24 protein-coding genes are annotated in these 25470 nt (G+C 35.0%); 9 read left to right on the top strand and 15 right to left on the bottom strand.

The genetic code is table 11. The annotated features are described in order from the left end of the window. The first annotated feature begins 241 nt into the window (after positions 1 to 241). Genes VCM44_RS03620 through VCM44_RS03605 form a run of 4 tightly spaced genes read left to right on the top strand, consistent with a single transcriptional unit; the run spans position 242 to position 6403 of the window. Complete coding sequence (locus VCM44_RS03620; RefSeq protein WP_334678038.1) at positions 242 to 1723, top strand: TolC family protein; 1482 nt, start codon at positions 242 to 244, stop codon at positions 1721 to 1723. Further along, positions 1720 to 4911, top strand: a complete 3192-nt coding sequence (locus tag VCM44_RS03615; protein WP_334678037.1) for an efflux RND transporter permease subunit — start codon at positions 1720 to 1722, stop codon at positions 4909 to 4911. The genes VCM44_RS03620 and VCM44_RS03615 overlap by 4 nt, the downstream gene beginning before the upstream one ends. Position 4912: 1 nt before the next feature. Then, the gene (locus VCM44_RS03610) at positions 4913 to 5521 is read left to right on the top strand and encodes a TetR/AcrR family transcriptional regulator (RefSeq protein WP_114705557.1); all 609 of its coding nucleotides are present in this window, start codon (positions 4913 to 4915) and stop codon (positions 5519 to 5521) included. 33 nt (positions 5522 to 5554) lie between these two features. After that, complete coding sequence (locus VCM44_RS03605; protein WP_334678036.1) at positions 5555 to 6403, top strand: class II glutamine amidotransferase; 849 nt, start codon at positions 5555 to 5557, stop codon at positions 6401 to 6403. Here VCM44_RS03605 and VCM44_RS03600 read toward each other — a convergent pair. Together VCM44_RS03600 and VCM44_RS03595 are read right to left on the bottom strand one after the other, a co-directional pair. Further along, on the bottom strand, positions 6400 to 7803 hold the full coding sequence (locus VCM44_RS03600; protein ID WP_334678035.1) for a hypothetical protein: 1404 nt from the start codon (positions 7801 to 7803) through the stop codon (positions 6400 to 6402). The genes VCM44_RS03605 and VCM44_RS03600 overlap by 4 nt on opposite strands. Next, positions 7800 to 8717: a YihY/virulence factor BrkB family protein gene (locus tag VCM44_RS03595; RefSeq protein WP_114705560.1), complete on the bottom strand. Its 918-nt coding sequence runs from the start codon at positions 8715 to 8717 to the stop codon at positions 7800 to 7802. The genes VCM44_RS03600 and VCM44_RS03595 overlap by 4 nt, the downstream gene beginning before the upstream one ends. 272 nt (positions 8718 to 8989) lie before the next feature. Here VCM44_RS03595 and VCM44_RS03590 point away from each other — a divergent pair, with 272 nt between their 5' ends. Then, the gene (locus VCM44_RS03590) at positions 8990 to 9421 is read left to right on the top strand and encodes a hypothetical protein (protein ID WP_114705561.1); all 432 of its coding nucleotides are present in this window, start codon (positions 8990 to 8992) and stop codon (positions 9419 to 9421) included. Here VCM44_RS03590 and VCM44_RS03585 read toward each other — a convergent pair. After that, positions 9416 to 10048, bottom strand: a complete 633-nt coding sequence (locus VCM44_RS03585; protein ID WP_334678034.1) for a hypothetical protein — start codon at positions 10046 to 10048, stop codon at positions 9416 to 9418. The two genes, VCM44_RS03590 and VCM44_RS03585, sit on opposite strands and share 6 nt — an antisense overlap. Positions 10049 to 10211: 163 nt before the next feature. On the opposite strand from VCM44_RS03585, the gene VCM44_RS03580 reads away from it, so the two are divergent. After that, positions 10212 to 10958: a hypothetical protein gene (locus VCM44_RS03580; RefSeq protein ID WP_334678033.1), complete on the top strand. Its 747-nt coding sequence runs from the start codon at positions 10212 to 10214 to the stop codon at positions 10956 to 10958. Between the two features lie 89 nt (positions 10959 to 11047). Here the strand turns inward: VCM44_RS03580 and VCM44_RS03575 are convergent, their stop codons facing one another. The 4 genes from VCM44_RS03575 to VCM44_RS03560 form a co-directional block, all read right to left on the bottom strand. Further along, positions 11048 to 12955: a serine/threonine protein kinase gene (locus VCM44_RS03575; protein ID WP_334678032.1), complete on the bottom strand. Its 1908-nt coding sequence runs from the start codon at positions 12953 to 12955 to the stop codon at positions 11048 to 11050. Positions 12956 to 13016: 61 nt separating this feature from the next. Next, positions 13017 to 13481 (bottom strand): hypothetical protein, encoded by a 465-nt coding sequence (locus VCM44_RS03570; RefSeq protein WP_334678031.1) that lies wholly within the window; start codon positions 13479 to 13481, stop codon positions 13017 to 13019. Between the two features lie 46 nt (positions 13482 to 13527). Further along, entirely contained in the window at positions 13528 to 14262 is a 735-nt protein-coding gene (locus VCM44_RS03565; RefSeq protein WP_114705566.1) for an alpha/beta fold hydrolase, read from the bottom strand. 6 nt (positions 14263 to 14268) lie between these two features. Further along, positions 14269 to 15069: a GYF domain-containing protein gene (locus VCM44_RS03560; RefSeq protein WP_120405367.1), complete on the bottom strand. Its 801-nt coding sequence runs from the start codon at positions 15067 to 15069 to the stop codon at positions 14269 to 14271. Between the two features lie 167 nt (positions 15070 to 15236). On the opposite strand from VCM44_RS03560, the gene VCM44_RS03555 reads away from it, so the two are divergent. Next, positions 15237 to 16769 (top strand): hypothetical protein, encoded by a 1533-nt coding sequence (locus tag VCM44_RS03555; RefSeq protein ID WP_334678030.1) that lies wholly within the window; start codon positions 15237 to 15239, stop codon positions 16767 to 16769. A gap of 2 nt (positions 16770 to 16771) precedes the next feature. Here the strand turns inward: VCM44_RS03555 and VCM44_RS03550 are convergent, their stop codons facing one another. Then, positions 16772 to 17830, bottom strand: a complete 1059-nt coding sequence (locus tag VCM44_RS03550) for a Crp/Fnr family transcriptional regulator (protein ID WP_334678029.1) — start codon at positions 17828 to 17830, stop codon at positions 16772 to 16774. A gap of 44 nt (positions 17831 to 17874) precedes the next feature. Then, positions 17875 to 19041, bottom strand: coding sequence for a thiolase family protein (locus VCM44_RS03545; protein ID WP_334678028.1), 1167 nt, complete (start codon positions 19039 to 19041; stop codon positions 17875 to 17877). A 120-nt stretch (positions 19042 to 19161) separates the two neighbouring features. Here VCM44_RS03545 and VCM44_RS03540 point away from each other — a divergent pair, with 120 nt between their 5' ends. Both VCM44_RS03540 and VCM44_RS03535 read left to right on the top strand, forming a co-directional pair. Then, positions 19162 to 19596, top strand: a complete 435-nt coding sequence (locus VCM44_RS03540) for a hypothetical protein (protein WP_114705571.1) — start codon at positions 19162 to 19164, stop codon at positions 19594 to 19596. A 96-nt stretch (positions 19597 to 19692) separates the two neighbouring features. Beyond that, entirely contained in the window at positions 19693 to 20034 is a 342-nt protein-coding gene (locus VCM44_RS03535) for a hypothetical protein (RefSeq protein WP_334678027.1), read from the top strand. A gap of 73 nt (positions 20035 to 20107) precedes the next feature. On the opposite strand, the gene VCM44_RS03530 is transcribed toward VCM44_RS03535, so the two are convergent. The 6 genes from VCM44_RS03530 to VCM44_RS03505 form a co-directional block, all read right to left on the bottom strand. Continuing rightward, positions 20108 to 21388, bottom strand: coding sequence for a flagellar hook protein FlgE (locus tag VCM44_RS03530; RefSeq protein ID WP_114705573.1), 1281 nt, complete (start codon positions 21386 to 21388; stop codon positions 20108 to 20110). A gap of 131 nt (positions 21389 to 21519) precedes the next feature. Then, on the bottom strand, positions 21520 to 21984 hold the full coding sequence (locus tag VCM44_RS03525) for a TIGR02530 family flagellar biosynthesis protein (RefSeq protein WP_114705574.1): 465 nt from the start codon (positions 21982 to 21984) through the stop codon (positions 21520 to 21522). 10 nt (positions 21985 to 21994) lie between these two features. Continuing rightward, positions 21995 to 22864 carry a flagellar hook assembly protein FlgD gene (locus tag VCM44_RS03520; protein ID WP_120405373.1) on the bottom strand — a complete coding sequence of 290 codons (870 nt, stop codon included), beginning with the start codon at positions 22862 to 22864 and terminating at the stop codon, positions 21995 to 21997. Further along, the gene (locus VCM44_RS03515) at positions 22864 to 24399 is read right to left on the bottom strand and encodes a hypothetical protein (RefSeq protein WP_120405374.1); all 1536 of its coding nucleotides are present in this window, start codon (positions 24397 to 24399) and stop codon (positions 22864 to 22866) included. The genes VCM44_RS03520 and VCM44_RS03515 overlap by 1 nt, the downstream gene beginning before the upstream one ends. 77 nt (positions 24400 to 24476) lie before the next feature. Beyond that, positions 24477 to 25007 carry a MotE family protein gene (locus VCM44_RS03510; RefSeq protein ID WP_334678026.1) on the bottom strand — a complete coding sequence of 177 codons (531 nt, stop codon included), beginning with the start codon at positions 25005 to 25007 and terminating at the stop codon, positions 24477 to 24479. Next, the gene (locus VCM44_RS03505; protein WP_114705578.1) at positions 25008 to 25466 is read right to left on the bottom strand and encodes a flagellar FliJ family protein; all 459 of its coding nucleotides are present in this window, start codon (positions 25464 to 25466) and stop codon (positions 25008 to 25010) included. Positions 25467 to 25470: the final 4 nt, after the last annotated feature.

The following is a 25470-nucleotide window of genomic DNA, read 5'->3' as shown; positions in this document are numbered from 1 at the left end:
TCTTTGAGGATAATTCAGCTCAACCTCCTGATAAAGCTAAAGAGTCTTAGTAAGAGACTCAAATAAATTATATCGCATCAACAATGAACACGAACCAGGTAGGCAATAATCTCTATTTACAAACAGAACGTATTCACTTTAACTAACACAAAATAAATTACTGGATTTTTCTTCTATACTATCGTAAGATTCAAACAATCGTTTGAACTAAACATACGTTTGACTAAAACCTAGGACTTTTATGAATATTTTCAAGTACTTATGCCAAGGATTATCATCTTCGATTCTCCTCGTACTATTAATCAATCAAAGTATCCACGCAGAGACCATTACTGTTAACGAAGAAACATTAGTAAACTGGGCCGGCCAAGAGAACTTTAATCGCTTAAGGATATCTCTTGATGAATTAGCAAAGAAGCAAGAAAGGGCCAAGTATGATGAGAACTTTGGTTTTACTTTTGATGCCGAAGCAAATTATCAGGAAACAAAAGAGCAATCCTTTGTTCAATTTATTCCAGTAAGCTCTCCTGTGGCAGACTTTAAAGCAAAGTTATCAAAGAACTCAAAGTACGGACTTCAGTACGGTGTTGTGATGAATAGTAATCAAGTAACAAATAATCTCTATAAAGATGGGACAACAACATCAGCTGGAGCCTTTTTAGCTTTAGATCTTTATAAGGATTTCCTGGGTTCAACTTCTCGAGTACAAGATAAGAGCCTTTTAGTACAAGAAGAAATATCTAAAAGACAAAGATCAATTTCAGAGCATACTTTTATTCAAGAAGTTAGAAAGCTCTACTGGAAGATTGTGGCCAATAATGAATCCACAAAAATTGCACGTGCTCTTTTAAAAACAACAAAGAAACTCGAAAAAGATACAAGAAAGAGATTTCAAAGCAACATTGCTGACAAAGGTGATCTTGCTCGAATTAGCTCACAAGTTGAAGCACGTAATGGGCAACTCTATCTTTTAGAGTTTGAACGAAACGAGTTGATCAAAACTTTAAAGTCACTCTTTCCAGATAAATTAGGTGGTAAAGATCTTAGATTAGCAAATTATAATCTTGATAATACAGTTAATGATGTCATGGCCTGTACGCAGAAAATAGCACAACACATGACTTCCCTTCCTCTTGAATACACACAATACGATGAGATTCTTGGCCTTCTTCAAAAAGATTTAGAACTTTCAAGAGAAGTTAATAAGAATTATGACAAATCAAATCTCAAGCTAATTTCGCAATTTGAAGTTGTCGGGAAAGACTATAGTTATTCAGATAGCTTCAAAAAACTTTCAGATGAAGGAGATAGCCGTTTCTCAGTAGGTCTTCAATGGACAATGCCAATCGGTGGAGAAAAAGATAAAACAAAGGCCATCCAAGACGAAATTATTAGAAGAAGAAACCTAGCTGATTCACAAGAGGTAAAAGGGAAACTAGATGCATTTCATGCTCAAACATTAAGATCAGTTCTAACTCTTCAAAATGTAATTCGTGCACAAAAAAGAAATGCGAAACATCTTAGAGAAACGTTAAAAGATTCTAAGAGAAAATTTAGTCAGGCCCGTCTAACTTCACAAGATCTATTAATTGATGAGAACCAACTCCTAAATTCAAATCTTGATGAAATTAGTACTAAGTACCAAGTAATCGAAACAATTATTAATTATTTTACAGTTTTTAATCAAACTCCATGTAAGTTAAACAAAAGAGCACAACTATGAGTCTTGTATCAAAATTCTTTATAGAGAATCATAAATTTACAATCGTTGTTACCTTCTTCCTCTTAATCTATGGATTAATGGGACTAAATAAAATGACGGCCGAATCTTATCCGACAGTTTCCTTTGCAACTGCTGTTGTGACAACAGTTTATGATGGTGCATCGGCAAATGACATAGAGATTAAGATCACAAAACCGATTGAAGATGAAATCAGAACTGTCTCAGGAGTAAAGGACGTTAAGTCAACTTCACAGGCAGGGCTATCTAAAATTGTAATACGTGTTGATATGGATAATGTTGATAGCGTCGATGACGTTATGAGCGATTTACAAAAGGCGGTTGATCGAGTTTCAGACTTACCGACAGATCTTCAAGATGCTCCTCTCTTTCAAGAAGTTAATTCAGAAGAGATTCCAGTATATCAAATTGCACTTGTTGGACCTAATAATATACGAGAAAGAGATGCACTGGCTGATGTTCTTAAAGAAGATATTGAAGATATCAAGGCCGTTAAAGGTGTTACTCTTGATGGATTTTCTAAAAGAAGATTTGAAATTATTCTAGACCTTAAGAAATTAAACCAAATGCATATTGGAATTGATGAAGTTTTAAATAAGTTAAGACTTCGAAATGTTAATATTCCAGGTGGGACACTTAAATCAGAAGATGATCAAAAGCTTGTTCGTATTGAAGCGAAAGTTCAAAACGTGGAGCAACTTCGTAATATTTTAATTCGCTCTAACTTCTCTGGTTCAAATATCTTCCTAAAAGATGTGGCAAAAGTTGTTGATGGTAAAGAAGAGAGAAAAGTTATTACTTCTTATAATGGAGAAGAAGCTACTTTAATTACAATCTCTAAAAAAGCTGGTGAAGACACAATTCAAATGGTTGAAAAGATCAAAGAACATATGAAGGAGTTTGAAAAGAGATATCCTGAATATAAGTTCTATGTTTATAACAACGAAGAGATTAAAGTTGTAAATAAATTAGAAGTACTTGCTTCTAACGCAATTTCTGGATTATTGCTGGTCGTTTTCTTCCTCTTTATCTTTTTACCAGGAAGAATTGGTTTACTCGCTAGTTTCTCTCTTCCTCTAGCGGTATTTGGTACGCTCGGATTTATGCCTGACTATGGCCTAACGTTAAACGCTATGACTATTCTAGCTCTCGTTATTGCCCTTGGTATGCTTGTTGATAATAGTGTTGTTATCAGTGAGAACTTTACAAGATTGATGACTGAAGAAGGATATAGTGCAAAAGATGCAGCCCTAAAGAGTGTTAAGTCACTATGGCTTCCTATTACAGGGACGGCCATGACGACAATTGCGGCCTTCCTGCCAATGCTTGTTACAAAAGGAATCATGGGACAATTTATTAAGGCAATCCCTATTATTGTTACCGCTTCTTTAATACTTTCTTTAATCGAGTCTTTTTTCTTACTTCCAATGAGACTTGCAAAATACTCAGGTTCAGCAAAGAAGACAGGTAAAGAAAAGAAAGCTGATTGGTTTGCAAAGTTTCAATCAAAATTTGAAAGCTTAATGGCTGTTGCAGTTAGACACCGTTATATTTCGGTATTCTTCTTCACTTCAGTTATTATCGGTTCATTAGTCTTCATGGCAGTTGGTAATAAGTTTATCCTCTTCCCTGCGGATCAAACTGAAATCTACCTAGTTCGCTATGAAGCCAAAAGAGGAACTCCAGTTGAGCAAACTGAAGAATATATGCTTACAATAAGCAAAAAAATTAAAGAAAAGATTGGTGATCAGGCCAAGCATATTGTTGGTTTTGCAGGAAAAGCTTCAGTTGGATTTTCAGACCCAAAGGATAAAGAGGGAAATAACGTTGGTCTAATCTTTGTCTATGTGAATGACTATGCCAAATTTAATATTGCTGAAACAGTAATGTTAAAGAAGTTACGTGAAATCAAGATGCCAGAGCTAAAGTCTCTAACTTTTGAATCTCAAGTAAATGGACCTCCTGTAGGTGAAGATATCCAAGGTACCTTCAGATCTAATAGTTTTGAACAGCTTGATAAAATCATTGGAGAGATCTCTAATGAACTCGGCCAAATCAATGGAGTCCTAGATCTTAAAACTGATGATGTATTTGGTGATGAAGAAGTTTACGTTGATATTGACTATGTAAAAGCTGATCAATTAGGTGTAACAGCATCTCAAATTGGTAATGCAGTTAGGTCGGCAGTCGCAGGAAGTATTGCAAGTACAGTAACTCTTGATAATAAAGATGTTGATCTTGAAGTAAGATTTAAGAAGGCCCTTCGCGGAAAACCAAGTGATATCTTAAATATCAAAGTTATGGATAATCGTGGCAATCTCATTCCTCTAAGCTCTGTTGCAAAAGTGAGAAAGGAAGAAGGGACACCAAATGTTAAGAGATATGACTTTAAACGAGCAAAAACGCTTATTGGTTCTGTTGATAATATAAATACAACATCAGCTGCTGCAAACTCTAAATTAAAAGAGATCTTTGAAAGAGTATCTTCAAAATATCCTGGGGTATCACTACGTTTTGGTGGTGCTGCAGAAAGTACAGCGGAGTCTCTACAGTCACTTGCTGAAGCTGGTGTACTAGCAATTATTGCGATTTTTGCGATCTTAGTATTCTTATTTAAGAGTTTTTTAAGGCCAATGATCATTATGATGACAATACCACTAGGCTTTATTGGTTTTTCAATTGCTTTTGCAACACCAATTCTAAGTGGTTACCCTGATCGATCACGTCCTATTAGCTTCCTGGCCCTTATTGGTATTATTGGACTTGCTGGTATTATTGTAAATTCAGGGATTGTTCTAATTAGTTTCATTGACGAGCTAAGACAAGAAGGTAAATTGAGTCTCGATGAAATCCTTGTTAAGGCTTCTGGACTAAGGCTAAGAGCAGTACTTGTAACTTCACTTACAACTGTTTCAGGTCTATTACCGACGGCTTACGGAATCGGTGGTTCTGATGCGATGCTTGTGCCAATGACAATGTCAATGGCATGGGGTCTTACTTCAGGAACGATAATGACTCTAATCTTCATTCCTTGTGCATATGCAATTATTGAAGATGTCACAATATTTGGAGAAAGGATTAAAAATAAATTATTCAAAAAAGAAGAAGGCGAAGTCGAATCAGAAGAAGAAATAACAACAGATGTAACCGCTGAAAAGGTTGAGGTATAAAATGACTATTTCAACTAAAGAAACCATATTACAAGTAGCAAGTCAGTTATTTGCAGACAGTGGCTACGATAATACTTCTGTTCGTGATATTGCAAAAGGAGCAGACGTAAATATATCTGCTATTAATTACCACTTTAAATCTAAGGTAGGTCTTTTTGCTGAGGTATTAAATCACAATATTGAAACCTTAAGGTCTCAATTCACAGAACTCTACTCTGTTGCAACATCAACTGAAGATTGTGCTGTTAGAATCTACTCTCACTTTGAAAAAGAAAGTAACACTTTCTATAATTCAATGAAGATGTTTCTAGTAAATAATCTTCCCTTAGAAGAAGATATTATTCCTAAATCATGTTCGGGTGAACAAAAAGGTCCTCCAGGAACAGAGATTCTCATGGAGATGATTAGGAAAGAGATCGATTTCAAGGGAGAAGAGACCCTTCTTCTATGGGCCGCTAGAAATATTATGCACAATATAATCATTATCTCTTTAGTTTCTCAGTCTTCTTTTGTGAAGATGATGAATAAAGAGGTTGCTCACTTCTCAGAAGAGGAAAAAATTGAGTCTATCCGAAGAAATGTGCGTTCAACTTTAAATTTTATCAGATAAATCCGATCAGACACATAGAATAAGGAATTTTCTATGTGTCGATTATTTGGATTTAGATCAGTAATATTAAGTCAAGTTCACCAAAGTCTAGTTCAGGCCGATAATGCCCTTGAAGTGCAAAGTCGTGAACATCCACACGGCTGGGGAGTCGCATACTATGTTAGAAACTCTCCACATATTATCAAATCCACATCTGCTGCCTTGGAAGATAAGATCTTTAAAAAGGTATCTGGCGTCGTTTCTTCACAAACAGTATTAGGTCACATAAGAAAGGCAACTATTGGGGAAACCAATATTCTAAACACTCACCCATTTCAATATGGCCACTGGACTTTTGCCCATAACGGAAATATTAAAAACTTTGATAAGCACAGAGAAAAAATTATTGAACATATCCCTGAGTATTTTCAAAAGTTTATTCTAGGAACCACTGATAGTGAAACCCTCTTCTATTTCATACTTAGTAAGGTCTCAAAAGATATCAATTTAAGTGCTGAAGAAATAAATATCGAAGAGTTTACAAATATTATTAACGAAGCAATTAATGAGCTAATAGAGATTGTTGGTGATTTAAACTTTGATGAAGATGCTCCACCGACAGAAAACTTCGTTTCATTCATTATTACGAATGGGAATCTAATGTTAGCATTTAATGGTGGAAAGAAGCTCTACTACTCAACATACAAGAATAAATGTCTTGATCGCGATACTTGTAGTAGTTACTCTCCAGAATGTGAAGCACCAACTAAAACAGGCTTTGTTAATCACTTAATTTTTTCAAGTGAACCACTCTCTGGTGATAATATTTGGATTGATCTAGGGCCTAAGGAAATTCTAGGTATCGATTATAAAATGAAGATTTTTAAAAAGACATTAGACTAAGATAGGTACTTATAATACTTATCCATCTTATAAATTTTCATACGACATAAAGAAAAGTCATATAGTACCGTTTCAAGTAACTCAGGATCAAGTCGAGACTCTTTAAATGAATCCCAGAGAGCTTTATACTCAGAAGAACTGATCTCTTCATCTGCAAAGATAATATGACAGATCGCTAAATACTTAAGCTTTGAGTCCTCTTTCTTAATCCCTTTAAAAACTCTCTCAATATACTTTTGATTTAAATACTCATTAATCTTATTTAGATCATAACGGTCATTTAAGACAAGGTTTATAATTAAAAGAATTTCTTCTTCAACAACTTTTCCTGCAACAATCTCATCGATATCTTTTATTACATCTTTTTCTCTACCATCTTTGAAAAAGTCAGCAAGTACATCGATTCTCTTCTGATCAAGTGATAAGAAGTGTTTTGCAAAGGTTAGAAATAACATATTTGTCATATCAAATAATGGTCCTTTGCTACCGGAAATTGTTTTGATGAACTTATAATTATCTTTGAATACTTTAGGTGATTGAATCAAAATGCTATGTAACCAAAAAGCTTGCTCAATTGTTTTGATTTCAAAGCCCTTATAATGACTTAAGAACCAATCCTCTTCTTTCTCAGAGATTTCACCATCTGCAAGTAGAATTATGAGAGATAAGAATGGAGCAATTGTCTCCCACTCATCATCATGAAATTCACCTAGATGCATTTTCTTAATAACAGACTTCATAGCGGCCAATTCTTTTCTATCAACGTTACCATCTGATTTAATTGCAGCGATAACTTCTTGAGAAAGCTTCTTGATTTCTTCTTCAGAGTAAGCATTTACTGCTAATACATTTTTAATATCAAAAGAATGAATTGGTATATTTGGCATATGATCACATATCGATCTTAATAAGTTTCTTAAATACGAAAACTCAGACTCATCTAAAACCCCATCATTTGAATAAGAAATCATTAAAGAAAATAAAAGAGCATTTGAATAGTCTCTTAATCCTGATTTTCTAAAATACTGTATTTTATAGAAAGTGTCCTTAAGATTTTCAAAGTCCTTATCTTTTATCTCTAATGATACAAAGGCTTCATGTAATACTTTAGGAGCTTTGGAGTTTTTAAGTTTAACTGCGAAAATTTCAAATAAACGACTAAAGAGCTGAAGTTTTTCCTCGTAATCACAGATTGAATTTAGATACTTAAATGAGCTTTTCCAGCGATCAAAGAAGTTTTGAGACTTATCAAGCTCATCAACTTTCTTCTCGACTTCATTATATGATAAGAAAACCCATGAATAGAAATATGCAAAGAAGTTCTTTCTTAGAACCTTATTGATGTGCAAGTCCTCACAAACTTCATGACACATTAATATGATTGCATCTTCCTTTCTCAACGCGACCTTCTTTTCTTATTATTAAAAATCTTTATCTTTGGTACATAAGTATAACATGCTCCTAGATAAAATGAGCATATGATAAAATATATCCAGATCATAGCGACTAAAAGGTTATAAAAGCTCCCATAGTCTTGAATTAGATCTTCTTTAAAATAACGTAAATATATCCAATATGTAGATTTTCCGGCAAAGAAGCACATCATAAAAACAGCTGCACCACATAGAGCATCTTTGTAGCTAACCTTAATTTGGGTAGAGAATTTGTAAACTAATCCAAAGGTTAAGATTGTAAATGGCAGTATAGAGAGCTCAATAATATAATAAAACGTACTTGCATGTTGTGTTACTTCACTTAATAAGCCTACAACGAGGTTTTTCTCATTTAAGAATGCTAGGGCCAAAAAGAATAGGGCCAAGAAAATACCAAAGAAAGCTGAGCGTAAATCATCCTGAATCATTCCACCATCGATATCAACTTTTGACAATGTATTGATACCAAAAATAAATGAAGTGCTGATACCAAGACAAGCAAAGAACCATAATACGAGCTGATGCCAATCGACATACGGACTTCTAATCTGTTCTTCGACAACCTCTCTTACAGCGCTTAAGATCGAACTATCAACCTGTGGAAAGTTAGAAAAAATCATTGATATGATATGATTTTTAGCGACATCGTTATCATTTAAGAAAGCACCAACGATTGATATTAAAATCATCACAGCTGGCCCAAAACTTAAGATGGTGAAAAAAGTCGTAGCTCCAGAAACAACCTCACCCTTTCTCTTTTTAAAAAGAAATATTGAGGCAATGAATCGCATTGTAAAAGACTTACAAAAATCTAAAAAGTCCTTTTCGATCTTATCCGGATCGACTCGAACTGATGTAACATATTTCTTTAACTGATTCACTTCTTAAGTTCCCCTTTCAAACTTAATCAACACATTATCCGACCAAGGGACTCGGCTTCTTTGCTTTCATATAGTTAATCATCGGAATTTTGCGAATATATCTTAGGCGATGTTCATTATTTTCTAAGCAATATTAGTAATTTGTGAACTTAATCGGCTCAATTATAGAATCTTTCTAAAAACCAGAGAGGCCAAGATTACCACCTCAAACTCTCTTCTATAAAATGATAAAATAACTGTGTGGATTCAACCACTTCTAGGACGGAGATAAAATGAATAAATTAGTATTGGCCATTTCACTTTTATATCTTTCATCACAATTCTCTTTCGCAAGAAAGCCAGCGGTAGAAGATACATTTGAATCTTCAATTGAAGAATATAAGGAAGTTGAACCGTCTAAGGCCAAAGGTTATGATTTTTCTCCAGCTAGAAAGCCTTCTGGCCAAAAAGAAGAAAGAACACATAACTCAGATCTTTTAAAAGTTGAGTCATATACAGAATCAAAAACTTCAGAGAATCTACTCTATCTATTCTTTATCCTCTTACCAGTATTTGTTAGTGCATATACGTTCTTTAGAGCTAATAAAGATTCGTATGCAGATAAGCTTAAGACTGATGCACATGCACCAGATAAGTCGAATGTAACAAGTTTAGCTGATAAAAGAGAAGAACAAGAAAAAGAAGATATTAAAAAGGCGTCATAAGTTACGCCATTTAACTCCCTTTATATGTGAAAAATACTTGTGAACAGAGCCACTAGATATAATTAAATCTAGCTGACCATCGCTATTAACATCTTTAAAGTTTACATGATGTGCTCTCTTATAATGACCATAGTTATCGGTATTTTCAGTCCAAATTTTTCCTAGCTCTTTTATTTCTAGGTTTTTAAGACTTCCATTTTCAACAACCATCGCCCAAAGAGATGAAGAGCCGTATTTATCAATATAACTAGTCTTTCCATCATATAAGTAAAAAAGAATCGCCATTTTATCATTATTAATTTTTCGACGTCTTATACGATATATATACGAATCAAAACCAGAAATTGGAAATTTATAATTAAATATCTGCTCACGATTTATATTATAAATTGTAAGATGTGGTATCCCATCCACTATCTTAGTGCCAATATATTCTCTTCGAAAGTCACCATTGAGATCAATTTGATAAAGAGCTGATTTCTTAACGTAATGGTCCTTATCTTTTGAAACCTCTTTCTTCTCATTCTTTGCATCATAATATTCTTTAAACAACCAAGCATCTTGTGCGTTGACTGACACAAGTGGTAATAAAGCTGAAAATGCGAGAATTCTTTTTATCGACAACATATGTCAATTATAGCAACTCCCATAAATGAAACAATACTATCCATATTATTCCCCTATTCTAGTTAAATCTTGAGCAGATAAGGCCACAAAGGGCCTCTCGACATTGACGTATCGCAAGTAAATTCGCTAATATCTTTGAATACAACGACAGAGAGAGGACTTAATGCAACGCCAAATTGGTTTCATCAAGAATCAGAATCAAATCATTATTAGACAACTTGGAAACACTTCAAAGAGTAAAGTTGTGGATTTCGATGAGTTATCAAATGAAAAATTTGACTGCATTTTCTACAATCCTGAGCAACTTGAAGAAGAAAGTATACATAATTTCCTAACTAAGGAATCTAAGCACACTCCAGTGCAAGAGACACAAAACTTCTTTAACGGGCCAGATCAATTTGAATCAGAATCAAATGAGAATCTTGCTCAACTCTTTGAGAAGGTGTCTGGAAACTGGGTCCTACAAAATAATATTGTTCTTCTGGATGAATTATTTGAAGTCGTTGATCATCTAAAAGCACTTTGGCCAAATGATCGAACTGCATTTTTTGAAGAACTATGGCATATTTTCAAAGTGAATCTTGGAGCAAGTAAGCTTAAGTTTATTTATAATGATATTGAAAACGCATCAAAGAATAATGACAAAAAAGTCCTGGTTCATATAACAATTGATGGAGAGAGAGTACCAAATCCAACAAAGGGAAAAGAATTCGAAGAGAAACTTATGAAGCACTTTGAATCAGAATTCGTTAATCCTTTTCAAATTGTTGAATACGATGAGAATAAAGGTCAGCTAACTGTTTGTGGAAATATCTATAAAAGCCCATTCTTGGTTATGGCAAATATCTCTTCTATTTCGAAGTTACAAGAATCAATTCTAGCTACATTAATTAAAGCAATTTCAAGATAATAAAAATGGCCCGATAACGGGCCATCTTCTATTTAATAATCTCACGTATAGGTCACTCCCAATTTCTTGGGTAGCACAGCAGAAAACCATTATAGTAATTTACATAGATCAACAACTTTTGAGTTAGAGATCTCAAACTTCACACGATAAGGAACAGAGCTTTTAGCACTTTCAACTGTAACTTCATATTCCTTAGGGACACTATCCCCTTGTGCATCTATCCCAGTAGCAAGTGGAATTCCTGGAACAAAGCGAATTGGAAGCTTCTCTTCTCGTTGTTCACCGAATAATTCAAAGCTAACTTTTCCTACTAAACAAGCTGAACTCGTTTGTAGATATCCATAGTATGCAATCGGCATAGACTCGACCTTTATACTTCGAGACTCACCTTCTTGAAGACTAATATCGTGGATAATGAAGTGCTCTCTTCCACTCTTTTCTACTCTAATCGTCATCAATTCGTTAGTTGATAACTTAATGCGATTAAGAACATCAACTTCTTTTTGTTCACCATTAATATAGAGCTTATCTTTATTTCTATTAAAGTTCTTTAAAGTTAACGTAGATTTCACACTACTTGTTGGCTCTCTCTTTGAGCCTTCTTTTGCGACCTCGGCCTGCTTAGTATTCTCAACTGGCTTATCACCTAAGAAAGGAATCTGGTCTTTAGCAAAATAAACACCAACAGCAAGAGCAGCGATCGAAGCAACGTGAATGAAATAAGACTTTTTCTTCTTAACTGGTTTTTTCTTCTTTTTGATACGTTTAATTTTCGTACCAGCGCTGGTTTTATTGGATTTAATATCAATTGTATTAATTTTTGTTTTAGACGTTTTAGAGGCTAAATCAAGCTTAGGCATTGATCCTTCAACTTGAATATCTGTCTGCTCATCAATATCTAACTCAAAGAGAGCTTCTTTTTGCTTTCTCTTTTTAGCAGAATTATTCTGAGGGCCACTCGATTGAGAAGGTGCTCCACCTTCACTCTCTGCCTTATAATCTTTGATATATGGACCTAAATCGATCTGTCCAAATTCAAACATTCTTTCACGATCTGTCTTAATCTCATCCTTAAATAACTCTTTTGCAAAATATGATAAATCTGAAGAGTTGAAATCAGGATATGTTGAGTATAGAAATTTATTTAATGCCCTAGCAAATTCCTCTAGAGATTGATAACGCTTGCTACGATCTTTATGTAGGGCCTTAAGAATGATTTTATCAAGTTCTTTTGGAACCATCGGATTAATAGATGATGGAACTGGAATCTTACACTCTTGAATCTTTTTAAGTACTGCTAAGTCATTTGAAGCTTTGAAAAGCTTTCTAGAGCAAAGCATTTCCCAAAGTGTAATAGCAGTTGCAAATAAGTCATATCTTGGATCAAGATCTAATCCATCTAAATATTCTGGTGCTAAATATGAAAGTTTACCTTTAATAGTTCCGGCTTGAGTTGCTTCAGAGTTTGTTTCAGACTTTGCAATACCAAAGTCGATAACTTTAACAGATCCATCAAAAGTTAGCATGATATTATGAGGAGAAATATCACGGTGGATAATATTAGCAGGCTTACCTGTTAGTTTATCAGTGAATGTATGAGCGTAGTGGAGCCCTTGAGCTGCTTGAATCGTAATGAAAACTGAAATTTCAACAGGAAAGACGTAATTGTGTTCTTTAAGCTTATCAATATACTGCTTTAAGTTACGTCCATCACAATATTCCATTGCTACGAATAATTGATTATTGTGAAAACCATAATCATAAGTTTGCACAATATTAGGATGTAGAAGACCAAAGGTCGTCTTAATCTCATCCATAAACATTTGTTGAAATGCCTCATCAGAAGAGAATTGTGGTTGGACCATTTTAATCGCAACGATTTTATCGGCCTGTTCACCAAGGAATCTTGCACGACAAATTTTTGCCATTCCACCATCAACTAGATGATCTAGAATTAGGTAGCGGCCAAATCTTTCAAATTTCTTTTCTTCACTCATTACTAAAGCTCCTCAACAATTTATCGGAACTTTAATAGTTTAACTTTAGAGAAGAAATTAACTAAAAATGTAAAATTCTGGTTCTGTAATTAGGAAAACTAATCTCTAAGTCACCGATATCACGAGATGCACAAAGAGTTTTTGTTTTATAGAGGGCCAAGAAAAATTTATTGTAGTCAGGATGATTTGTCAGGGCCAAATCAAAGTCATTTGTTACGATGTCTGTTAAGTCATCTGAAAGGATTTGATTGTAGAACATTGAATGTGAGATGCGATCTGAATCTAGGCTAAAGTCGATCATGATATAAACAGCATGACACTTCTGTAATCTTCTCGATTCACTTTCAGAAAACCACTTCCAAAACTTTGAATCTTGGTCAATTTTGGCCAGGAAAACGTCATACATTAAATTTAAATCTGAATACCAAGAAATACGCTGAAACTTAAGAGAGTCTCTCCAAGGCTCACCACCGGCAGTTCCCCCCTTGATGTAGGCATCCCCTTTCTTAACGAAATTCTTTGTCATATTACCGCATGAAAAAAGCAGAGCAATTAATATCAGATTTAAAAATTTAATTTTCATATAACCAATTATAAGTTTCTTTAAAAATAATGTCTTGTTTTTTTATCATTTTAATTGAATTCATCTCTGGAACCTCCACTTCATCGTGGAATTCGCTCATTAATGTCTCAAATATAATACTATTTCGATCACTACTAAAAATAAGATTTCGACATTTCATAAAGTAAATGTCTAATTGTACTTTCTTTAATAGCTTATTTAACGTGATTAACGACTTTTTTGTAATAAATCCATTTGCTGTTAAGTCACTACTTTGTTTGCGTAAATTCAGCTGAAGTTTAGAAATTGGAAGCGGTATGCTCTTAAATAAATCAGTTGAAAATTTCTTATCTAACTCAACTCTTAAGCGTGGATTGATAAATATATTTCCTGCAACATTTTCAAATAAAGTTGCATAATACAAGGCCACTAATGCTCCCTGATTAATTGATAAAGTATAAACTTCTTCAGACTGAGCAATCTGACTAGATGTGTGTAATTCTGTTAAGAAGCCTTTAATTTGCTCGATACTTTCAAAATGTCCACGTGTACCAGAACTTAATCCATGCCCAAGGTAATCGAATGTAACGACATTAATTCCTTCATCATTCATTAATGGAATTAGATTTTCAAAAGTATAATGGCCACCACCAATATCGTGAAAGAGAATGATATTTTTTTTCGATTTATTATTACGAGGCTCTTTAGTCGCGTAATATTCTCGAATATAAATCGAACTCTTCATAAAGGATTAGCCTACATACTTTTGAATCGAATCTTCAGCTTCATCTGAAAGATTAACAAATCGTAAAGCAAAGCCTTGATTATCTCTTAAATGTCTTACAACTAGTCCTGAAGCAACAAAGTGGTAATTTGAATTTTCTGGATGTACATTTAAAGTAATTTCATCACCAACATTAAACGGAAAATTAGAGACAAGAACTTGCATTCCACCAACTGAAATATCGCGACAAACACCTTCAAATACTTGTTGAGAATCATGAAAGAACATTCTTGCAACAAATGGTTTACGACGGCTTTCTCTTCTTTCATCATCACTTTCAGTAATTAAAGGAGGTGCTTTACCAAAGATTTTTTTTGCAATTGGAGTATTTGCAATATAAGACCATTCATTTTCACCAGGAATATAAGCAAGAGTTTTTTCATTAATACGATTTTGCTGATAGGCCCTTTGAAGATCAATTATACTAAATGGGCCATATTCGACTTCTTCATCAACACCACGATCTTGACCAATTTTAATTGTAATAATCTTTTCGTCTTCTTTCAGATCATCCCAACTATAAAGCACGACATTTTGATCATCAATGACTGGCGGCATATCTAATTCTGGAGGTAGCGCATCTTCTACTTTTTCATTCAAAAGATAACCAAGCTCAGTTGCTTCTGAGATATGCTTCCAATTATCATAACCTTTTGTCCAAACATAACTTTCAGCATTAAGCTTTCCACTATTGAAAAGGTTTTCAATTTCACTATTTTCAACGGGGCCTACCCTCTCACCTTTTTCAACGTAATACCATTGCGCCATTTAAATCTCCATTTTATTAGACTTTTCTATTTTAACCTCTTGATATCATTAACTAAATTCATGACAAATATTGCCGTTTTCCCACCATTAAATGCTTTTGAATACTTAAGTAAAAGGGGCCGAAATTTTCTTTAAGTTTTCTTAAACTAAAACCGATAAGTTAGTTGATGAAAAAGTTATTAATGGTTGTAACATTTATTTTAATGGCCTCATGTGCAAAAGAAGAATTCGCAACACCAAAGAATTCTAATGGTTTTAGCACTCCACAAACAGAGACTGGAGCTGGCACAGTTGGAACAAGCTTTACTTACGTTCAACCACCTGTTGACCTACTCTTCGTATGGGACAACACATCTAGTTCAACATTCATTAATAACAATACAAAAGCGGCCCTAAATAATGTCGTAAATAATATTTCAGAAAGATTTGATTATCATGTCATGCTTGCCCCGCTTGTCTCAAGTGGTGGAGTAAATGCCGGGACATATTTCTTTTCAAAAGATGGAACCTCACCAGGTGGCGGTGTTCAAAATATTTCGAAACATCAAGCCTCTACAGTGATTGGTCAATTTCCACCAGCAGGTGGAACAGGAGAGGCCGGTCTCCAAAGAATCAATGACCTTATTAAAAATAATCAATCAAATGGTGTCTTTAGAGACGAAGCCTATACATTAATTATTCTCATGTCTAATGAAGATAGTAGTAATTGGAATACGACAGGATATAGCCTTCCAGGAAATCATCCTGTTGCAGAAGAATATATGAAAGGTAAAGTACACGACCTACTTTGTATGCGTGGAAATTATGATGGCTCTTTTCATTCAGGGGCAAAAAATCCAACATATAATGCTAGCTGTAGTGGAGTTGGAAGCTACCGTCTAAATTCAACAATGATGAGATTAATTTCAATTACAGCAGCTGCTGAGCCTGGTTCATCATCTTGTCCACAAGTTGGAGATGGAGAAAAGAATTGGATTTACCGAAAAGCAAGTCAATCTGTCTTAAGTACGGCCTATACAAACTTAACGGGTGGATATCCGTTTATTCCTGCTTCAGTAACAAATGGTGATCAAGTAGATATTTGTAATACTAGCTTTAGATCGTTATTTAGCTCTGTTAATAGCGCTATTGATGATGCCATTATTGCCCATAAGTATAACTTCATTAAAATTGCAGATCCTAATAAATTAGTTGATCCTGATACAATTGTTCTGACAAAATCAGGTGTAAATATTCCTGAGTACACAGGTTCCGGAAGTGGTTTTACATATCGCGGTGTTATGACGAATAAAGATACTCGTTATGAACCAACAGCGGGAGAGCCTCAGACAGGACATATGATCCAACTACATGGAAATGCTAGACTTACTTACCCAGAATCAATTCAATACTACTATGAAGCACCTAAGAAATTTTATGGTTATGTTCACTTGGATGCAAAACCACAATTAGGTTCGATATCATTAAAGATTAATGGAAGTACAATTTCTGAGAGTTCCTCAAATGGTTGGAAGCTTATGATGAATGGTTCAGAGCCTCAATACTTCTCAAACTTTAATATTAGAGTCGTTTCTGAATCAGATACAACTCCAGCATACCCTTCTGTAATCAAATCGGGTTACTTCTTAAAACTCTACGGAAGTGCAGTTTATAGTGATGGTGCTAATGTTGAAGTTAACTTCTACCCAACTGGAGAATAGTTTTAGTAACTATTGCCTGACTTCTCTTCATTAATTCTTTGCCAAGCATCTTGAAAAACAAGACCAGGAAGCATCTTAAAAAGTGAATCAACATTTACCATATTTGTCATATTACCTTGATCATCAACAAGAATATCTTCCACAATACCAGAGACAATGGCAGGTTTCAGATCACCTGAATTTACAATGGCCTGTCCTTCTTTTAATTCATCAATGATGGCACTCAAATTTATAGAAGCTTTTCCGCTTGTCACATTCTTAGCAAGAAGCTGGGCTTTCATACGAGAAAGGATCATATTACACTTACGTGTGGTTTTAGTTTTCTTATCATCTGTTTTAACTTTTTCACCATTAACATAAGCAACAATAAGCCTTAATGAATCAAGATCAGGAATTTTCACCAATTTTTCTTGGCCATCTTTATCAGCTTCCATCACTATAATTCCCTCACGCTTTAGAAGCTCTATCATTTCTTCAAACTTAATCTCAGCAACACCAAAAATATCAAAGAGGTAATAGCGAATCGAATTCATATGAATTCGATGTGCACCGTCTTCACCCTTTTGTGCATGTACTTTAGAAGAAAGATAAATTCCCGCAAGAATTCTTAATACATCAGTTGTATGAAAGAAAACGTACTCTCCGACTTTTCCATCTTTTCCAAAACCGACAGAGTTGGTTTCAAGTTGCTTTACACGATCATTTGTTTTTCTTAATCGATCTGCAAGAGTATTAACGATTGTTTTAAACCAAGGATTTAGACCTTGCATTGTTTTATCAAATGCTGCAAAGGTTACACGAACAACATCAGTAGGTACTATCGCAGCAGCAGAACAACTACGACGAGACCCCTTTTCATCAAAGTATGCCATCTCACCAATAACCTCACCTGCGCGAAGAATGGCAATTTCAACAAAACCCTGTCCCTTTGGGATATAGAGTCTAATTTGACCTTTTTGAATAATGTAGAGTGAGTCTGCTGGATCGTTTTGGTTGAAGAGAACTTCACCTGCTTTGAAACGTACGATACCAGATTTATGTTGCTTTTGCGTTTGGGCCATCCATAGTCCTACTTAAAAAGCAGGACCATGAAAGTCCTGCAAATTTATTTAATTTTTTCTAGTATTAATGATAAGGCTTCACCGCCCCCAATGCAAATAGAAGCTAGTCCGTATTTTGCATCTTTATTTTTCATTGCTGTCATAAGTGTCACAACAATACGTGTTCCAGAAGTTCCAATTGGATGTCCAAGAGATACACCAGAACCATAGATATTAAGTTTTGCGTGATCAATACCCATCTCTTCCATTGCGGCCATTGGAACTGCAGCAAATGCTTCATTGATTTCAAATACATCAATATCAGAGATATTTAATCCAGTTTTTTCAAGATTCTTCTTCATTGCTTCAATTGGAGCAGTTGTAAACCAAGTTGGTGCTTGAGCGTGTGATGCCCAACCTACGATTTTAAAATCAGCTTGGTCTTTATATTCTTCACCAGCAAGAACAACAGCGGCAGCTCCATCATTAATTGTTGAAGCATTAGCAGCAGTAATTGTTCCATCTTTTTTGAATGCTGGCCTAAGAGCAGGAATCTTATCGAATTTTGCTTTAAATGGTCCTTCATCTTCAGAAACAACAGTATCACCTTTACGGCCCTTAATTGTTACTGGAGCGATCTCATCTTTAAAGATTCCAGCTTCGATTGCAGCTTGTGCTCTTTTAAAAGATTCAATTGAGTAAGCATCTTGAGCTTCTCTTGAAAGGTTATACTTTTCTGTACACTCTTCAGCACAACTTCCCATTGGTTGGTCAGAGTAAACATCCCAAAGTCCATCCCACTGCATAGCATCTTTAACTTCTGCTGCACCAAACTTTGCAACACCAGTTCTAGAATTCATTAGTAAGTGAGGAGCTTGTGACATATTTTCCATACCACCAGCAACAACAACTTGGTTATCACCTGTCATAATTGACTGAGCACCAGAGATGATTGTCTTCATTCCCGATCCGCATACTTTATTAATTGTCGTACATGGAGTTGCTTCACTTAGTCCTGCAAAAATAGCAGCTTGGCGAGCAGGAGCTTGACCCACACCGGCCTGAACAACGTTACCCATAAATACTTCATCAACTTTATCTTTTGCGATACCAGCTTTCTCAACTGCTGATTCAATTGCAGTTGCACCTAGCTGAGTCGCTTTTACTTGTGCTAGCGAACTTAAAAAGCTTCCACTTGGAGTTCTTGCTCCAGAAAGGATATAAACACTCATTATTGTCTCCTTTGATTTAATCTTATTTAAAGTCCAGATATATTGACACACAAATAGTGCGTTGTTAATTATCTTCTATTGATTTAATACTTATTAGCACCCTACTCAAAGGATATACGAATGCTTTCAAGAACAAATGGGCCGTTTTTAATTGATCTACCAAATGAATGGGCAGATTCAGTACTTGAACTTCTTCAGGATACATATCGCAATGAGTTAGTCGACGCCAGTAAGGTTTTTGAAATATATGGCCAATTATACAAAGGTGAAGTTCTTGTTATCGCTTCCCTTGTTGATGCTACAAATGAAGCGGCTCCTGCAACAACATATTTTGCGTCGATGGACCTAGCTGATGACGCAGATCATACAAAGCTACTAGAAGGCCTTGTGGATTCTATCGGTGCATTCTTTGATCAATTCTTCGCTGATAGTGAATGGAATGACTACCAAGACATGTGGAAAGAAGAGCAATTTAAAGGCACAAAAATATACTGCAAGGTGACAAGAGAAAACGTTGGTCTAACAATCAAGGCCGATCGACTTCTTAATCAGTAAGGTATGCGTCATAGAGTTAACTCAGGTTTACTTGCCATAGTTTTAAAACTCTCCTAGCATTTTTATATAAGTTATTTTGAATAAAGAGGGACTTTTATGAAAAAGCTACTTTGCCTAGCACTACTACTTTTTCTCACACAAAAAATCTGGGCCCAAGAAGAGCGCCATCGCGTAATTGATGGACAAATTAATTGGGGACCATTTGTAAATTGTGAGATTTATAACGATTCACATAGACGTATGTCTGTTATCGACTATCAGTACACAATTACATACACGAATGGATTTCAAAGAGTATTCAATTATAAGTGTCAGTTCGGATGTGAAGTTCCAAGCTTTGATTTTCAACGATTCTCAGGGCCTAGGAATCATCCAAATATCATGCATGCAAGTTGTCGTGCACATGTCTTTAAAGAAAGACGCCATCGTAGAAACTAATTATTCACAAATAAAAAAGGCCCTCAATCGAGGGCCTTTCTTTTCTTAGCATTAGGAAGTATTTTGAGTATTATTAGCCTTTGATTCTGAAGATCTCTTGCATCATTTTGTCTGCAGTTGAGATCGTCTTCGCATTAGCTTGGAAGTTTCTTTGAGAAGTCATTAAATTAACGAATTCACTTGCGATATCAACGTTTGAAAGCTCAATCGACTTTGAAAGAACTTGTCCACGTCCCGCTTCACCTGGTTTCCCCATTGCTGGTTGACCAGAGTTTTTAGATTCTTTGAAAAGGTTTTTCCCCATTTTGAAAAGACCTTCATTATTATCAAATTTTGCAATAGCGATTTGAGCAATATCTCTTGTTTCACCATTATCATAAACTGCTGTAAGGATACCATCATCGTTGAATGATAGAGATCCAAGAGTTGCTGCTGAAGCACCATCTTGAGTGTGTCTTGCAACAGCTGAACCAGAACCATACTGAGTAGAAGCATCTGTACCATCTCCACCTTCAGAGATTGATTCACCCCATGAAAATGAAATTTTCTGATCTTGTCTTGCACCTTTATTAAAGTTGAAAGAGTTAGATGTTTCGATTTCTTCTTGTAATTGCCCTTTGTCATTGAATACAAGTTGACCTTCTGCCATTTGTACCATTGTTCCAGCAACACCACCTTGAGCATCCGCACCGTCTGCCATAATTCTATATGTCCAGTTGTTATCTGCTGTTTTATTATAGTATGCAGTTACAAGACGAGCTGTACCTACATTATCGTATACTGTAATTGAAGAAGAAAAGTTTGAAGTTTCTTCTGGATTATTTGGATCGAATTCTTTTACTGAAGCTCTTGAGTCTAGGTTCATTGAAAGCTTAACCTTCTCTGTTGCTTGAGCTGGGATCGTTGTATTTCCAAGCTTGATCTCACCTTCTTTGTTCGTTAGAACACCATCTTCATTAGATTTAAAACCAAGAACTTTATAACCATCACTATTAACAAGCTCACCGTCTTTGTTAAAGTGCATTGATCCATCTCTTGTAAACCCATTTCCAAATGGAGCTTTAACTTTAAAGAAACCATCACCTTGAATTGCAAGGTCAGTAATTGACTCAGTTCTTGCAACATCACCTTGAGTCATCATTGGCTTAATGTGAGCTAGTTTTGTACCAGCACCAAATTGGTCACCACCCTCAATACCTTTAAGAGAAACGGCAAGTACATCTTGGAATTCTGCACGTGAAGCTTTGAAACCATTTGTTCCAGCGTTTGAAATGTTATCTGAAACAACGTTCATTCCCGCTCCTGAAGCGCTTAAACCAGATACACCAATGTTAAAAGATCGTAAAATACTCATTCGTCCCTCCTAGACTAAAAACAAAATCTAAATGTTTAGATCTTAAGACGACTAAATGGAGTGAAGATTTTTTGATGTGCTTACAACGACAGGCAAACACTAAGCTTCCGTTAGGACCAGCTAATTAAATCTTAAACCAATACAGTCGAATCAATTTTTGTAAAAACGTTACTCTCTATACTTCCTTTATCGATGGCCGTAACAACCTTCTTGCCTGGTACGTCAACGATATAAGCTGCTTTATCTGTAATCACTAAAGAATCTTTTCCACCCTTACTTTGAAGTTTCTGGAAAGCATCCTTTAGCTTAAAAAATTCATTTGAATCAACGTGAATATTTCTCTCTTGTAGTCTCTTGGCTGCATGAGTAGATAACTTGATTCCATGTTCAGCTTGAGTTTGTGCAAGCTGATCAATTTGGTGGGCCCTATTAATCTTTTCGTTTGAGATCTGATCGTTTAATAAGTTCTTAAACTCAGATTGAGCCGCTTCGTTTCCACCAACATTACCAAGACGGTTACGAAGATCAACTTTCTTCGAACCAGGGACCTGGCTTACATTTGGAATATGAAAATTTGAAATGTCTTTAGTTCCCATTTATTTCCAATTATTGGTTAGTGGATTCGTTAATATTATTATAATTTTTTAACATTTGTTTTTGCAACGCGGCAGAATTTGTACCACTTTTACCAAGCTGCCCATTATTAGGGAGCTTAAAGCTATCTACGTCACGAAGAAAAACTTTATTTCCATTTTGTAATGTAAAAACAGTCTCACCATTTTCAAAATCAACACCGTTTACAATACCAGTCGATTTAGTTTCAGCTTTAAATTTATTCATGTCCTTATCAAAGGCCCAAACTTCAAGACGATAGTCGCCTTTAGCTGCTCTGGTATTATCAAGTTGACGGCCATTCCATGCAAGAGTGTGTTGTCCTCTTCCAAGATTTTCAGCTTCAACTTTTCCAATGAGTTGTTTATTTTTATCGTAAATATTTACGATTACATTCTTTGCTTCTTTGTCGATAAAGAAAGGAATATCTTTTGAAAAAGACTGCCCATCATAACTAACAGAGGAACCTCTTGTTAAAACTTCTTTACCAAGAAAACTTGCACCAAAAAACTTTAGCTCCTGTGGGTCATTCTTACCCATATTATCAAGCTTTTGATTCATATTTGTCATCTGCTCTAATTGAGAGAATTGTGCAAGGTCAGCTGATAGTTGTTTTTGATCCATCGGCTTCATCGGATCTTGATGTGTTAACTGATGAGAAAGAAGTTTTAGGAAACCTTCTTGTCCCATTTTATTGTGTTCTTTTGCATCAACGAATTTTTGTTCACCAACATCATTTCCGGCTATGCGGTTAAGACGCTCACCTACATTTGCGTTGGCATTTGTATTACCAGAAGTCTGGCGTGGGGCCATTCGCACCTGTGAAAATGAATTTCTCTGTTGTGGTTTTCCAATTTCTGGCATTATGCACCTATTCGTTGACTATATTCTTGCCATCTTTGTTGACGGCGCTCTCTAGCATTCTTATCAAATGTTAAAGAATCTTCACTATCTAATTGTCTCGCAGAATCAAACTCATTTCCACTATTTTCTAAAGTGGAGATTTTGTCCGCTTGTGCGTCAAATCTTCTTTCAGAGTCTTTTTTCTCTTTATTGAAAGAATCAGATTGTGAAGCTGTGTCACTCATTTGTCCTGATGTTGCTGTTTGAATTTTAAAATCTGCAACACGGATACCTTTCATATCTAGGTTTTTAAGAAGCTTTACTTCATTCTCTTTAAAGAACTCTTTTGCTTCTACTGATTGCGCTTCAATATTTAGGGCAACCATTCCATTCATCTCTTTATTTGCTGTAATATTAAAGTGACCTAATTGATCATGCTTAACTAACATTTGAAGAGACTTTCCATTTTCAATGCGATTCATTTCAATGTAATTTGTCACTTCTTGAATAATTTGATCCGAGTTTGTTACTGCTGATAAATCAAGGACCTCTGGAGCTTTTGCAAGATTAATCTGGGCCTTAAAGTTTGAAGCTGAATTATCTGCTCCAAGTGCTCCTATTAGATTATTTTGAAGAGAACTAGAGCGGTTTTCAGACTTTGGTGTTTCTTGGCCTAGAATATCCTCAAGAGAAACAGAATTTTGTGAAGACTTCATTGTTTCAGGTTTTACTTTGATTAATGAGTCATTCTTAAGGTTCGCTTCTTTTGAAAACTTATTTAAGCCAATATTATTGGCCATATTCTTAACTTGATTATTTCCAGCAAAAGAGCGGTTTGCAACAAATGCATCTGATGTTTGATGACTAAGGTTAAGCTTTGATGCTTTTCCCTTTTCAAGGCTCTTATTTGGCATTCTTAAAAGTACATCATTTTTAACAGATGAATCCGTTTTTGAAATATCATCTAAGACAGCCTTAGTATTTGTTCCAAGCTCAGCCTGAGACTTGATCCCTTTTGAAGCAACTCTAGGTAAATCTTTATCTGTCAGTAATGTTTCTTTCTGGCTTCCCTGTGTTTTGCGATTTGCTAAAACAGTTTTGGCCTTTTGTAATGAAACAATATTCTTAGTATCAAGAACGCTATCAATATCACTTTTTGGAGCATTTGCCTGATTACTTATAGTAGAAAATAAAGACTTTGGTGTTGATTTTAGAGCAGAATTAGCCTTTTTAGAAAGCTGATTAAGTGATTCAGATTCTATGCCCTGTTTAGCATTTTGAGCTAAATTGGCCTTACTTGAATCTTTTAAATTAGGACGAATTTCTTTTGCTACATTCGTGGCCAAAAAGTTATTTTGTCCTTTATTTTTTCCCCTAGGTTGACCCTCGTTAAGAAGTTTAGAGAACTCCTTATTCAACCCTTTTTTCTCTTGTGCTGTTAGTCCCTTACCTGACTTATCCAATAAGTTAGACGCTTTCAGAGAGTTTGCATCATTAGCACCCTTTCCTTTGCTGGCCTTAACCTGTGAATTTTGTCCTAGTAAGTTTTTAAGCATTATATTCCTTTTTTAATTAACGCTTTGCAATATCTTTACATAAAATTAGAAAAAAATTAACCAAGGAAAGTTTTACCCTACTTCTTCATGGTCATGTATTGCTTTTGAAGACGTGCCGAGATCTCTTTATCCATCATATTAAAGATTTTCGATACCTTAACTGGATCAAGTTCACCTAAAATCTTTATCGAAATCGATGGGTCTTGTTGTGACAATAGATCAGCTGCTGTTTGTGGTCTCATATTTGAAACAACATCAACCATATGGATAACACGCTTACTCTCATCTGAGTCTTTCTTATCAAGACAAGATAAGAAGTTTGTTTGGTATTTTTTAAACTCTTGAATACGCCCTTCAAGCTCCTTCTGATTAACAGCAATTTGATTCTGTTGATTCTTTAAAGCCTTTTCTCTTTGTTCAAGATTCTGTTCTTTTTTGAGAAGTTCTTGAGAAAACTCAACGAGCTTACCACGTCCAATTCTTTTCATTTTCTTTTCAATAGCTGCATCAAGAGCTTTATCGAACTCTTCTTGAGTGTAGATCTTTTTATCTTCAGCTTTTGTATTTAATGAAAAAACTAATAAAGTACTTAGTAATAATGCTTTCATTTATAGTTCTCCGGCCAATTTCTTAGAGTGTCTTTTGGCCATCATTAATTCATCAATGGCCTCTTGGCGTTTCTTTTCGATTTCTTTATTTTGTTTTGTTTCAAAGTCTTGTTTTAAATTATCAATAACTTTAACTTCACCTTTTGCAACTGATAGCTCTTTAATCTTTTCTTGGTAAGCTCTATCAACAGCGTGAAGCTGGTTTTCTAACACTTTAATTTCTTCTCTTTTTGACTGAATAAACATTGGGAAGAATTGTGCATTTCTACCAGGAGTATATGTTTCTAAAAAAGCTTCTTGAGCTTTATAGGTTTCTTCAATATCCTGCTTACATTTAGCAATCTTTTCAAGAAGTCTTCCTTTTTCACTATTAATCTGCCCTAGTTCAAGCTTAACTCTTTGCTCGTTAAACTCTCGTAGTTTTAATAGTCCATCTAATTTAAACTTCTTACGACGCATTTAT

This window comes from Halobacteriovorax sp. DPLXC-1 (genome assembly GCF_036903125.1).
Lineage (GTDB): Bacteria > Bdellovibrionota > Bacteriovoracia > Bacteriovoracales > Bacteriovoracaceae > Halobacteriovorax_A > Halobacteriovorax_A vibrionivorans.
Note: the sequence above shows the minus strand (reverse complement) of the source record. Positions and strands in the feature narration are given on the sequence as shown.